14 protein-coding genes are annotated in these 12,046 nt (G+C 57.8%); 4 read left to right on the top strand and 10 right to left on the bottom strand.

Translation table 11 applies throughout. The features are described from left to right. Positions 1-67: 67 nt before the first annotated feature. Positions 68-208, top strand: coding sequence for an alternative ribosome rescue factor ArfA (gene arfA, locus FGL86_RS02885; protein WP_147183186.1), 141 nt, complete (start codon positions 68-70; stop codon positions 206-208). A gap of 70 nt (positions 209-278) precedes the next feature. After that, the gene (locus tag FGL86_RS02880; protein WP_147183185.1) at positions 279-863 is read left to right on the top strand and encodes a DUF4202 domain-containing protein; all 585 of its coding nucleotides are present in this window, start codon (positions 279-281) and stop codon (positions 861-863) included. Between the two features lie 7 nt (positions 864-870). Here the strand turns inward: FGL86_RS02880 and FGL86_RS02875 are convergent, their stop codons facing one another. From FGL86_RS02875 to FGL86_RS02835, 10 genes are all read right to left on the bottom strand, one after another. Beyond that, positions 871-1,284, bottom strand: a complete 414-nt coding sequence (locus FGL86_RS02875; RefSeq protein WP_147183184.1) for a type II toxin-antitoxin system HicB family antitoxin — start codon at positions 1,282-1,284, stop codon at positions 871-873. A 37-nt stretch (positions 1,285-1,321) separates the two neighbouring features. Then, on the bottom strand, positions 1,322-1,504 hold the full coding sequence (locus tag FGL86_RS02870) for a type II toxin-antitoxin system HicA family toxin (RefSeq protein ID WP_147183183.1): 183 nt from the start codon (positions 1,502-1,504) through the stop codon (positions 1,322-1,324). Between the two features lie 72 nt (positions 1,505-1,576). Next, a complete protein-coding gene (locus FGL86_RS02865) occupies positions 1,577-2,614 on the bottom strand; it encodes a C45 family autoproteolytic acyltransferase/hydrolase (RefSeq protein WP_147183182.1) in 1,038 nt (345 codons plus the stop codon). 90 nt (positions 2,615-2,704) lie between these two features. Then, on the bottom strand, positions 2,705-2,881 hold the full coding sequence (locus tag FGL86_RS17875) for a hypothetical protein (RefSeq protein ID WP_186764460.1): 177 nt from the start codon (positions 2,879-2,881) through the stop codon (positions 2,705-2,707). Positions 2,882-2,928: 47 nt separating this feature from the next. Beyond that, positions 2,929-3,090: a metallothionein gene (locus FGL86_RS02860; protein WP_147183181.1), complete on the bottom strand. Its 162-nt coding sequence runs from the start codon at positions 3,088-3,090 to the stop codon at positions 2,929-2,931. Between the two features lie 224 nt (positions 3,091-3,314). Then, positions 3,315-4,562, bottom strand: coding sequence for a dicarboxylate/amino acid:cation symporter (locus tag FGL86_RS02855; protein WP_147183180.1), 1,248 nt, complete (start codon positions 4,560-4,562; stop codon positions 3,315-3,317). 157 nt (positions 4,563-4,719) lie between these two features. Continuing rightward, a complete protein-coding gene (locus FGL86_RS02850; RefSeq protein WP_147183179.1) occupies positions 4,720-5,043 on the bottom strand; it encodes a hypothetical protein in 324 nt (107 codons plus the stop codon). Between the two features lie 127 nt (positions 5,044-5,170). Next, complete coding sequence (locus FGL86_RS02845; RefSeq protein WP_246131713.1) at positions 5,171-6,481, bottom strand: glutamate carboxypeptidase; 1,311 nt, start codon at positions 6,479-6,481, stop codon at positions 5,171-5,173. Between the two features lie 132 nt (positions 6,482-6,613). Beyond that, positions 6,614-8,443, bottom strand: coding sequence for a translational GTPase TypA (typA, locus tag FGL86_RS02840; RefSeq protein ID WP_147183178.1), 1,830 nt, complete (start codon positions 8,441-8,443; stop codon positions 6,614-6,616). A gap of 176 nt (positions 8,444-8,619) precedes the next feature. Continuing rightward, complete coding sequence (locus tag FGL86_RS02835) at positions 8,620-9,165, bottom strand: hypothetical protein (protein WP_147183177.1); 546 nt, start codon at positions 9,163-9,165, stop codon at positions 8,620-8,622. A gap of 542 nt (positions 9,166-9,707) precedes the next feature. On the opposite strand from FGL86_RS02835, the gene glnA reads away from it, so the two are divergent. Further along, positions 9,708-11,114 carry a glutamate--ammonia ligase gene (gene glnA / locus FGL86_RS02830; protein ID WP_147183176.1) on the top strand — a complete coding sequence of 469 codons (1,407 nt, stop codon included), beginning with the start codon at positions 9,708-9,710 and terminating at the stop codon, positions 11,112-11,114. 204 nt (positions 11,115-11,318) lie between these two features. Further along, positions 11,319-11,963, top strand: a complete 645-nt coding sequence (locus FGL86_RS02825; RefSeq protein WP_147183175.1) for a DUF4124 domain-containing protein — start codon at positions 11,319-11,321, stop codon at positions 11,961-11,963. The last annotated feature ends 83 nt before the right edge of the window (positions 11,964-12,046 follow it).

Raw genomic sequence — 12,046 nt, 5'->3', positions numbered from 1 at the left:
TTGACGTAACGAGATGAGCCGCACCGAAATGTCGGTATGGCTCTTTTTTTAACTGGAGAGCAAGCTGATGAAAAAAGGCAAGATTCGTGACAACGCCTTGAAGGCAAAACTGCGCACGCCGATGTTCCGCATGCGCCAGGAAAAACCCAAGAAGGGCAAGGGAAGCTACTCCCGCAAGAATCAGCGGGGGTATCGCCAAGCCGCTTGAGAAAGCGTTTTGGCGATACTTCCGTTAGGCTGAGGGTTGGCCGTCGAATAACGGGAGGATGTTTTCCCTCATGAGTGAGTCCTTTGATCAGGCATTGACCCAGTTGAACGCGCTGCATGCGCAGGATCCGCGTCGTGTGGATATCGACGGTGAGCCGGTTGCCAAGGAGCTGTGGCATGCTCATCGCATGAGCGCCTGGCTGTTTCGGCTGAGAAAATCACCGAGTGAGCTGCTTCAATTGGCGGTGAATGCTCAGCATCTGCAGCGCTGGGAGGTGCCGCGCACGGACTATCCGGAAGGGCGAGTCGGTTATCTGACCTGGCGACGGGATCAAGGCAAGCGCGCCGGAGAAACCGCCGCTCGGGTGCTGCGGGAAAACGGCTATACCGACGAAGACGCGCGTCGCGTCGAGCAACTGGTACGCAAGCAAGGCCTGGGCCGTGATGAGGAGGCGCAGTCGGTGGAAGACTGCGCTTGCCTGGTGTTCCTGGAAAACTACTTCGCGGACTTCTCCCGACAGATCGAGCGGGATCATCTGATTCGTATCGTGCGAATGACCTGGGACAAGATGTCCGACCAGGCTCGGACATTGGCCCTGGAGCTGCCGATGAGCGCGGAGTCTCGGCAACTGGTGGAAGAAGCGTTGGCGGGTTGAGTCTTGTCTAACGTGCGCTGCGCTCCAGCTCGTGTAATGCGGCACGAGCTAAAAAGCCGGAGCGGCTTTGATACTCGCTCTGTTTGGAAACGGTGTTGTCGATGCGTTTGATCAATAGATCGGGCAGCGTCACGTTTATTTTATGGCTTTTTCCCAGATATGGGGTCATGTCGATTTCGACTGCCGCCCATACCCAGCCAGCGTACTCGGGTTCTTTCAAATATTGCTGAATGGTGGTTGCGGTAGGAATAGGATCGCCATGCTCGGCCAGGCTTTCCAGATGACCCTCGATAGCCTCGCGGGCGTTGGCAATTGCGTCATCGAAGGTATCACCGGCAGAGAAACACCCCGGCAAATCGGGTACTACCACGCTATAGGCGTGCTGCTCATCGCCGACTTCAATGGCAATGGGATAGTGCATGTAAAGTAACTCCTGTGTGGTGTCAGGATTGTCGGACCTATTTGAGTCCAGCTTGTTTTCTAATCGCTTGTACCAAGCCCTTTTTTAGATCTTTTTTTGGATGAGGCACGGTAATAGTGCCAAGCATATCCGCGTGTCTAAAATGATGATGGCTACCTTTTACTCGATCAAGACGCCATCCATTCGCTTCAAGTTCTTTGATAAAATCACTGCTTTTCACCCCCCCCCCCCCGACTCCTTACCGCATTTCGGGGTTATAATAACTCCAAAAACCGATCATGCCAACTTCCTATCAGATTTCCAAAGAGAACGTTTCCATTCCGTCGCTTTCGCAGGGCTTGCCCATGCGCAGGTAAAGACGGCGCTGATTGAGGTTCATCACCACGCTGAACAGTGTCTCCATGCGTTCCGCTTCCGGCACCTCGAGATTGATGTGGCGGCAGATCGAGGAGGGAGCGTTGTCGTGATCACTGAGTACTTCGAAAAAAGCGCCGGGAGTGGTGGCATTGAGCCGTTCCATCAGCGTTTCCAGTCGCGATAGCCGCAGCGGGGAATCCGGGCGGGGGAAGTCGGCGATTTCGCCGGTGGTCATCGGATCGATCAGATGATTGGTATGCAGCACCGTGCCATTTCGCGGGGCGATTTCGCCGGGCGTGCCCGGATGTACCTCGAAACCTATGGCTTGTCCGTCTTGACTTGCGACCAGAAAATGCGCCGGGGAGGCGATGCGTTCTTCGCGCAATATATGTTGTGCCGCGGCAAAATCCCGACATTCTAGAATCTTGCGCAGGGCGATATGAATCGGCAGGCCGTCGCCGCAGGTCTGGGAGCGGATGGCATTCAGGCAGACGCCGATGCCGTGGACGTTGAGACCGATCTTGCCCACCATGCCTGCCTCGCCGACGCTGATCAACGGCGCCTGGCCGTCCATCGTGATTCTGAGTATCGCCACGTTCCTTTGCTGATCCGCCCGCCAGTCCCAGTTCTGGGCCAGCCACTGAGTTTCCTCGTGCCATAGGGAAAGGGCGGAGCAGCCGCCGGATTGAGTCAAAGCGATTTCGCTGCGGCAGTTCAGCGCCAGGATATCCTCGAAATCCAGGTTCGCGCCCTTGGCGATGCCCTGAAGCTCATCGAGAATGTCCGGGAAGTGGCGTTCGATGGCTGGAAGAAAGCGAGTCGCCTGGCTTCGCGCTTGTGACCAGGAGAGCCCGACAAAATCCGCAAACAGGCGTTCGTAGACTGCGAGGCTGTCATGAATCCTGTCGTCAAGCGCTTGACCGTGGGCAAACCCGACAGCGGCGCGATCTCCTTGTAATTCGATCAATGACATGAGGTGTCCCGTCGATTGGATAAAGATTCATGGGCAGCCAATGATAAAGCCCCCGGGCGGGGGCTTGTCGTCTTGAAATGAATCCTTGGCTCAGGTCTCTTGCTGCTCGAACTCTTCGGCGGCCTTGATGGCTTCCTGCTCGGTATCGTGGCTGGAAACCACCGTTTCGTTATCCGGCTGGCTTTCGTCGATCACGTTCCAGCCAACGATATTGTCCTTGAGTTCTCCGATATCGCGTATCGGTTCAACGCGCGCTTGCTTAGGCATCCTTTCTCCTGGCGTTTCGTCAGCGGAATGAATGGGAGCGACGCTGGTCAGGCGTCGCAGTTGCAGCCTTCATGCTGGCACTTCTCACCGTTTTCATGCCCACTGGCACAGGCATCACAGCAGTAAGTCTTGCCGCCGGCGGTTACCGCCTGATCCTGATTGACCTCGCAGTCGCATTTCGGGCATGCGCAGGTTTCCTTGTCTGCCATGTCAACGTCTCCTTCGTTATGAGTGACGTTATCAGCATAGAAGCCATCGAGGTTTTTTTGAAGAACAAAAAAAACCCGGCGGGGGTGCCGGGCATGCAGCAATTTTTGCTGCGAGAGTTCATTTGGAGGCTTGAGCTTGCCGTCGAGAGATGTACAAAACTTATACACCTAAATGGCATAGTGCCAGTATTTTTAATAAAAATAATTCTTTTTTATTAAATTTTTCATGCTTTATTGGGCGAATTGTAGATCTCCAAGTCCAGTTCGCCTTCGCTTTTACCTACGAGCGTGGTCACCATCAGATCGCCTGCGACATTCACCGAGGTGCGCGCCATGTCGAGGATGCGGTCGATTCCCGCGACCACCGCGATGGCTTCCAGGGGCAGGCCGACCTGAGCCATGACGATGGAAAGCATGATCAGACCAGCGCCGGGCACGCCTGCGGTGCCGATGGAGGCGAGCGTGCCGGTGACGATAATCATGCCGTAATCCGTCAGGCTGAGATCGACGCCGAGCAACTGGGCGATGAACAGGGTGACTACGCCCTGGTAAAGCGCGGTGCCGTCCATGTTGATGGTGGCGCCTACCGGCAGCACGAAGCCGGAAACCCCTTCGGAAACTCCCAGATTCTTCTGCGCGCAGCGTATTGATATCGGCAGCGTGCCGGAAGACGACGCGGAGGAGTAGGCGACCACCAAAGCGTCGAGAATGCCCATCAAGTAGCGCACCGGGTTGAGCCGGCCCAACAAGACCAGCATACCGCTGTAGACCACCAGCACATGCACGATGCTGGCCAGGTAGGCCACGCCGATTACCTTGGCCAGGGGCAGCAGCACTTCCAGCCCGTAGTTGCCGGCGACGAAGGCGATCAGGCCGAACACGCCGAAGGGAGCGAAGGCCATGACGATTTCCGTGAGCTTGTACATGGCTTCGGCGAAGCTTTCGAAGACCTGCACTACCGGCTCGCCTTTCTCGCCGATCAGCATCAGGGAGATTCCCAGGCCCATGGCGAAGACGATGATCTGCAGGATATTGCCTTCCGCCAGGGCATCGATGGGGTTCTGAGGCACCAGATTGACGAGGATTTCCACCAGGGATGGCGCCTCCTCGGATTCCACCGGGGTATCGAAACTCATGTCGAGACCGGCGCCAGGCTGGAAGATCGTCGAGGCCAGCAGGCCGATGGCGATGGCGAAAGCAGTGGTGATCAAATAGAGCACGATGGTGCGGGCGCCGATGCGCCCCATCTTCTGGGGATCGCGCATGGCGGTGATGCCTACCACCAGGGTCGAGAACACCAGCGGCACGATCAGCATCTTGATGGCGCTGATGAAGATATCGCCCAAGGGTTTGAATATGCCGGCATTTTCGCCCATCAGCGCGCCTACCAAGGCGCCAAGGATCAGGCCGGCGATAATCTTCTGCCATAGAGGAATGCGCCGCCACAGGCCGGGGGAGGAATCCGCTGCCATAAGCTGTCTCCTTCGAGTATCGTGCTTGAACGGGGTTTGCCGCAAAAGAATACCGCCTGCGGCACACGGCGGTATTTATCAGCGTAGTCGTGAATCGATGCGGGCATGCGGACGTCGGCGAAGGATATCCAACGCTTGCATGAAACTTCTTCTGGTGTCAGTGCTTGTTTTCAACATCCGGATCGCGTCGATCCATGGAGCGCATGGCATCCGGCACGCGAACCATATCGCCCACCTCGAGCTTGCTGTGGGTTTTCTTGCGTTCACCGCTGCGGGGATTGATCAGCGCGACAACCTCGCCGATGCTGGTATCGCCGTCGACGAAAGCCTCGACTCGCACCCGCACCGTGAAACCTTCGTAAATCGCGGTAATGATGCTGCCGGGATGGGGCTCGACATAATCCTGGGGGTCACGCTCGTAGAACTTCAATACGCTGTTGTTGCCCGGATCGTCCCATTCCACGTGTTTATGCCGATTCATGAGCGCTTCTCCTGTTGGGTTGTGATTCGCCGTACTTTGTCAGCACGAACATGGTCTTAGCTTAGCCTTTTTCCCGGGCAACAAAAAAGCCCACTGTAAAAGCGGGCTTGCACCAGGCGTCTTTCTGTTACCGATCGGTGCTTTCCGGTTCGCTCGACTTCGATGAATCGGAAAGCGCCATGACCATGCGCGTAGAGAGATAAAGCCTGGGTACGATGCTCTCGAGCTCCGCGTATTCATCCGGGCTATGGGCATTGCCGCCCACCACACCCAGGGATTCCAGCACCGCGGGCTTGGCGGCATCCGGGTTGTAGGCGTAGGCCGCATCGGTGCCGCCGCCGATTTCCACCGCTTTCAGGTCGCGGTCCAACTCTTGATAAATCTGTTTGGCCTGCTCCGCCAGCGCCTGAGTCTGAGGGTTGTCAGGCATCGGCGGGCGTCCTTTTTCGATACGAAACTCCACCTGGGTGTCATCGATCAGCTTGTTCTTAGTGATCTCCTGCGCCTCGTTCATGACCCGCTCGTATTCTCCCGGCGCGAAATAGCGCATATCGCCTTCCGCACGGGCGTTTTCGGGAATCACGTTGCGCTTGCTGCCGCCTTCGACGATGGTCCAGTTCAGAGTGGTCTTCTTGTCCGCGTCGCCTAGCTCGTCGAGTTGCAGCAGCTGGTGGGACAGCTCCATCACCGCGTTGCGGCCCTTTTCCGGGGCGCTGCCCGCGTGGGAGGAGCGTCCGGTGACATCGAGAAATACATAGTTGATGCCCTTGGTCACCACGGTGACCGCATCCGCGCCATCCGGGCTGAAGGAGGGCTCGTACACCAGCACCGCATCCTGGTCCGCCGCCAGCTCGCCGATCACATCCCGAGAACCGAGGGAGCCTTTCTCCTCGTCCGGATTGAAGACGACGGTGAGCTTGCCATAGTCATCGAAATCGAGCGCCTTTAGTGCTTCCAGGGTGTACAGGATCATCGCCACGCCGCCCTTGGCGTCCGCGACTCCGGGGCCATAGGCGCGGCCGTCCTCGGTGCGAAATCCGCGTTTTTCCGCCTCCCCCTCCTCGAACACGGTGTCGTAGTGAATCATCAGCATGATGGCCCGGTCGCCGCTGCCTTCCAGAGTGCCGACGACGGTGTTGCCGCCGAATTTCGGCGCCGGGCGGGTTTCCACCTCGGCACCGAGTTCCCGCAGGCGTTCCTTGAGCAATTCTTCGACCGCTCTCAGACCTTGGGTATCGCCGGTGCCGGAATCGATATTGACCAGGGTTTCCAGGGTGTCGAGAAAGGGTTGTTCCTGCTTGGAAACCGCCTCGAGCACTTCCTGCTGCGTCGGTGAAGCCGCGGACACGGTGGAAGCCGACAGGCCGGCGGCGCAGGCCAGGCCAAAGGCGGCAACCAGTGGACGCGGCAATGATGACATTACACGATGTTTGATCATGACTCTTTCCCTGTCGGTTTTTCTTGATGAGATGGTCGCTTGAGCCTAGGCAGGTGAAAGAAGAATCGCAAACCGCGTTTGGCAGCCCATAAAAACCCGCCAACAAGGCGGGTGGGTCGTGAGCGGTACCGCTTATTTCTTGGCGGCGCGCTTGCGTTCGTTTTCCGTCAGGTGCTTCTTGCGCAGACGAATATGGCTCGGGGTGACTTCCACCAGCTCGTCGTCATCGAGGAATTCGATGGCCTGCTCGAGACTGAAGCGCACCGGCGGGGTCAGCACGATGTTCTCGTCGTTGCCGGAGGCGCGCATGTTGTCGAGCTTCTTGCCCTTGGTGGGGTTGACCACCATGTCGTTGGCGCGATTGTTGATCCCTACCAGCATGCCTTCGTAGACCTCGGTGCCGTGATCGATGATCAGCTTGCCACGTTCCTGCAGGGCGTAGAGCGCATAGGCCAGGGCCTTGCCGGGCACCATGGAAACCAGCACGCCGTTGCGCCGTTCGATGGAAGCGTCCGGCTTGAGTTCGCCGTAATGATCGAAACGGCTGGTCAGAATACCGGTACCGGAGGTCAGTGTCAGGAACTGGCCGCGAAAGCCGATCAGCCCGCGTGCCGGTATGATGAAGTCCAGGCGCACACGGCCCTTGCCGTCCGGGTTCATGTTGGTCAGCTCGCCCTTGCGATAGCCGAGTTCCTCCATGATGGCGCCCTGGTGCTGTTCCTCGCAGTCGACGATGACTTCCTCGTAGGGCTCCTGCTTGACCCCGTCGATCTCGCGAATGATCACCTCCGGACGTCCCACCGCAAGCTCGAAGCCTTCACGGCGCATGGTCTCGATCAGCACCGAAAGATGGAGCTCGCCCCGCCCGGATACCTTGAACTTTTCCGGGGTGTCGCCTTGCTCTACCCGCAGCGCCACGTTGTGGATCAACTCCTGCTCGAGGCGGTCCTTGATGTTGCGGCTGGTGACGTACTTGCCGTCTCGTCCGGCGAAGGGCGAATCATTGACCTGAAAGGTCATGGAGACGGTAGGCTGGTCCACGGAAAGCGGCGGCAGCGCCTCCATCGCGGCGGGATCGCAAAGGGTATCGGAAATGGATAAATCGTCGATGCCGGTGACGCAGACGATATCCCCGGCGGTGGCCTTGTCCGTCTGCACCCGTTCGAGCCCCAGGTGGGTCATCACCTGGCCGATCTTGCCCTTGCGGGTCTTGCCGTCCACGCCGATTACACTGATCTGCTGGTTGGGACTGACCGCGCCGCGCTTGATGCGACCCAGGCCGATGACGCCGACGTAGCTCGAGTAATCCAGCGCGGAAATCTGCATCTGGAAAGGTCCGTCCAGTTCCACCTGGGGCGGTTCGACGATATCGACGATGGACTGGAACATCGGCGTCATGTCATCCGCCAGTTGATCCGGTTCCGGACCGGCGATGCCGTTGAGCGCCGAGCAGTAGATGATCGGGAAATCGAGCTGCTCGTCGGAGGCGCCCAGATTGTCGAACAGATCGAAAATCTGATCGATGACCCAGTCCGGACGGGCGCCGGGGCGGTCGATCTTGTTGACCACCACGATCGGCTTCAGCCCCTGGGCAAAGGCTTTCTGGGTGACGAAGCGAGTCTGGGGCATGGGGCCGTCCACCGCGTCCACCAGCAGCAGAACCGAATCGACCATCGACATCACTCGTTCCACCTCGCCGCCAAAATCCGCGTGCCCCGGGGTGTCGACGATATTGATATGATAGATCCGATCGTCCTTCGGGGCCTGCCAGCGAATCGCGGTGTTCTTGGCCAGGATGGTGATGCCGCGTTCACGCTCCTGGTCACTGGAATCCATCACCCGCTCCTGGCCTTCCGTCTTGCGGTCCAGCGTGCCGGACTGGCTCAGGAGTTTGTCGACCAGAGTCGTCTTGCCGTGGTCGACATGGGCGATGATGGCGATGTTACGAAGATTCTCGATCACTGAAAGATCCTGCTGGAAAATTGGCCGGCATTATAGTATTGGCGCCTATCTAGCTACCAGCGTTTTGCCGCAAAAGCCATGTAAAGGCGTAAAAACCACGCAAAAAAGGCGGATAGGGCCTGCTGGCGCATCGAATCGCCAACAACCTCTGCGAAAACCGTCGTGATGAATGTTGGCTAGAGCGCAAGCTCGATGACATGGGCGTTGCAGGCCAGCAAGCGAGACAGCAGATCCTGATAGGCGCTCGCCTCCAGCTGAGCATCGAAGCCGCCGATACGCTCGAACCATTCGCGACTCACGCAAAGTGTGCTCAGCGGTTGAGAATCCTGGCGCAGCCACAGGCGGTTGAAGCGTTCGAAAAGCCCTTTCTCCTGGGGACTTAGTACAGCCGCGTCCCAGCCTCGCTCCTTGAAGAGCTCGCGGTTACGCACCAAGGCATTCTTCTTGAATCGGCCGCAATGGCCGGGAAACACCAGAAGTTCCTGAGTGGTATCCCGGGCGGCGGCGTTCAGGCGTGCTCCCGCGGTGGGCTGGTTGATTATTTCCAGTCGAGCATTGAAATAGCGAGCGATTTTCTCGAGCTCGTCACTGCGGGTTTTAGCAACGAGATTGAGTTCCACCTGGCTGACATGGGAGCGAAAGACACGACGCACCATCGCCAGACAGCGCAGCAGGCGAGGCTCCAGGAGATGGGCATCGATAATGACACAATAACCGTTCATCGACAGATCGCTTCTAGGGCGTTCTAGGACAAGCCTTGATTCATTGGGCAAGGTTTCAAGTGGCGCATGGGGAATGATTCTGGGAGACGCGCACCAGGAAACGCTCAATTAATAAAGGATCACGTAATAATATGTAGCCTTTATTTTCCAACAGTAGCAATTGGCCATTTAAATGAAATTTAGTTCCCCCTGGGAGAAGGGAAAACTTCATTACATCAAGTCAGTGTAAAGAACCAGGTACACGAAATCGATGCCCCACCATGCCCTAAAGTGGTGCTTGAATGAATCTACTTGCACTATGTTGGTGCGTTTGGCGGGGCGATAACCGAAAAAAACCGATTCGCGTCGGAATCCTCGGCGTTGGGGAATGGCAAGTCTCTAAAATTTCACGGGTTTATGAAGTTGGCACGATTTGTGCTAAGGATATGGCAACGGGCAGCATTTTTTCCAAACTCGTTGCCGGCGTGGCATGCTAGGCCCCCTTGGATTGACCGGGCCGGCGACATGCGTCGGCAATATTACCCTCTATATGGGAGCAAGTTATGGCTGACAAGACCCTCGCCTTGATCGAAGAGCACGATATCAGGTGGATCGATCTGCGCTTCACCGATACCCACGGCAAGGAACAGCACGTCACGATTCCTGCCCGGGACATCGATGAGGAGTTCTTCGAGAACGGCCAGATGTTCGACGGGTCTTCCATGTCCGGCTGGAAAGGCATCAACGAGTCCGACATGATCTTGATGCCGGAAGACGGCAGCGGTTTTCTGGACCCGTTCACCGAGGATGCCACCCTGATTCTTCGCTGCGATGTTATCGAGCCCGCCACCATGCAGGGCTACGAGCGGGATCCGCGGTCCATCGCCAAGCGCGCGGAAGCCTACCTGCAGTCCACCGGCCTGGGGGACACCGCTTTTTTCGGCCCGGAGCCGGAATTCTTCATCTTCGACGAAGTGCACTTCAAGACCGACATCGAAGGCTCCATGTTCAAGATTTCCTCGGAAGAGGGCGCCTGGTCGACGGACCGGGCGCTGGAGGGTGGCAACCTGGGCCACCGACCGCGGGTCAAGGGTGGCTACTTCCCGGTGCCGCCGGTGGACAGCTTTCACGATATTCGTGGCGCCATGTGCAACACCTTGGAGGCGATCGGCCAGAGCGTCGAGGTGCACCACCATGAAGTCTCCACCGCCGGTCAGAACGAGATCGGGGTGAAGTTCAACACTCTGGTGAAGAAGGCGGACGAAGTCCAGGAAATGAAGTACGTGATCCACAACGTGGCTCACGCCTATGGCAAGACCGCCACCTTCATGCCTAAGCCACTGGTTGGCGACAACGGTAGCGGCATGCACATTCACCAGTCCTTCTGGAAGGATGGCAGCAACCAGTTCGCCGGTGACGAGTACGCCGGGCTCTCCGAGATGGCGCTTTTCTATATCGGCGGCATCATCAAGCATGCCCGGGCCCTGAACGCCTTTACCAACGCCTCCACCAACTCCTACAAGCGCCTGGTGCCGGGCTTCGAGGCGCCGGTGATGCTGGCCTACAGCGCCCGCAATCGCAGTGCCTCCATTCGTATTCCCTATACCGCGAGCCCCAAGGGCAAGCGGGTCGAGACCCGCTTCCCGGACCCGACCGCTAACCCGTATCTGGCGTTTGCGGCCATGCTGATGGCGGGTATCGACGGCATCAAGAACAAGCTTCATCCCGGGGATGCCATGGACAAGAACCTCTACGACCTGCCGCCGGAGGAAGGCAAGGCCGTGCCGACGGTGGCCAGCAGTCTGGAGCAGGCGCTGGAGGCCTTGAACGAGGATCGTGCTTTCTTGACCGAAGGCGGCGTGTTCACCGACGACATGATCGACGCCTATATCCAGCTCAAGTACGAGGATGTGGAGCGGCTACGCATGGCTACGCATCCCATCGAATTCGATATGTACTACAGCTGTTGATTATGGCTGCCGATAATAAAATCGGCGAGATGGGAGCCTTTCCTGTGATAAGCGCATGGTAACGCGAACCAGGGGCGTAAGTTTGCGAAAACAGCGTCTCGAGATAGCGAAAGGAGTCGCCAAGCGGCTCCTTTTTTCGTTACATTGAGATACAATTTACAAGTAACGCTTTCATGCCCAGGGCCATCGCTTCGAGGACAGGTAATGAGCCGACTATTGTTAATCTGTTGTACGCTATTGGGCATTCTCTGGTTGAGCGGCTCATGTATCGCTGCGGGTACGGTTTATCGCTTCGTGGATGAAAAAGGCAACGTAATATTTACCGACGACCCGAAGCAGGGCGGCAAGGCGGTGGATCTCACCCCCTTGACGACGATTCCCTCCCGCCCCCCCCCTTATTCCGGGTTTTCGATTTCTCCTTCCCGGTCATCCACCGGCGATGTCTTTCCGAGCTATACCCGCTTCGCTATTGCCTCGCCGGAGAGCGGCACGACCTTGCCCAATGGCCTGGCCGGCGATGTCAAGGTTCGCCTGGCCATCGAGCCAGCCTTGCACCAGAACCATCGCGTGCAGCTGCTGGTGGATGACCGGCTCCATCAGCCGCCCCAGCGAGGGAGTACTTTCGTGCTGAAAGGACTGGAGCGAGGCAGGCACAGCTTGAGCGCGGAACTGCTGGGCGAGGACGGCCGGGTGCTCGAGAGCACGGCGCCGACTATTCTTTATGTGAAGCGGGCCAGCGCCAATTTGCCGCAAAATCCCAATAACCCCAATACTCCCAACGGCCCGGTTTCCGGGATCAGCGGCGCGCCTACCATCCCGGGCGCCGGGAAGGGCGTCACGAATCCTTGAGGCTCGCTAGAAGTCTCGACCTCTTGCATTAACGCAGGGTGTTTCTTTGCACTAAGATGGTGCAGTGAAGCGCTTTCACTATA

Source organism: Pistricoccus aurantiacus (assembly GCF_007954585.1).
GTDB lineage: Bacteria > Pseudomonadota > Gammaproteobacteria > Pseudomonadales > Halomonadaceae > Pistricoccus > Pistricoccus aurantiacus.
This window is presented reverse-complemented; position numbering and strand designations above follow the sequence as displayed.

Bases quoted from the DNA above. Each gene is read 5' to 3' on its own strand.
- FGL86_RS02860 (WP_147183181.1), bottom strand. From the start codon at position 3,090: ATGGCAGACAAGGAAACCTGCGCATGCCCGAAATGCGACTGCGAGGTC.
- arfA (WP_147183186.1), top strand. From the start codon at position 68: ATGAAAAAAGGCAAGATTCGTGACAACGCCTTGAAGGCAAAACTGCGC.
- glnA (WP_147183176.1), top strand. From the start codon at position 9,708: ATGGCTGACAAGACCCTCGCCTTGATCGAAGAGCACGATATCAGGTGG.
- FGL86_RS17875 (WP_186764460.1), bottom strand. From the start codon at position 2,881: ATGCCTAAGCAAGCGCGCGTTGAACCGATACGCGATATCGGAGAACTC.
- FGL86_RS02825 (WP_147183175.1), top strand. From the start codon at position 11,319: ATGAGCCGACTATTGTTAATCTGTTGTACGCTATTGGGCATTCTCTGG.
- FGL86_RS02865 (WP_147183182.1), bottom strand. From the start codon at position 2,614: ATGTCATTGATCGAATTACAAGGAGATCGCGCCGCTGTCGGGTTTGCC.
- FGL86_RS02875 (WP_147183184.1), bottom strand. From the start codon at position 1,284: ATGCACTATCCCATTGCCATTGAAGTCGGCGATGAGCAGCACGCCTAT.
- FGL86_RS02845 (WP_246131713.1), bottom strand. From the start codon at position 6,481: ATGATCAAACATCGTGTAATGTCATCATTGCCGCGTCCACTGGTTGCC.
- FGL86_RS02880 (WP_147183185.1), top strand. From the start codon at position 279: ATGAGTGAGTCCTTTGATCAGGCATTGACCCAGTTGAACGCGCTGCAT.
- FGL86_RS02855 (WP_147183180.1), bottom strand. From the start codon at position 4,562: ATGGCAGCGGATTCCTCCCCCGGCCTGTGGCGGCGCATTCCTCTATGG.
- FGL86_RS02850 (WP_147183179.1), bottom strand. From the start codon at position 5,043: ATGAATCGGCATAAACACGTGGAATGGGACGATCCGGGCAACAACAGC.
- FGL86_RS02835 (WP_147183177.1), bottom strand. From the start codon at position 9,165: ATGAACGGTTATTGTGTCATTATCGATGCCCATCTCCTGGAGCCTCGC.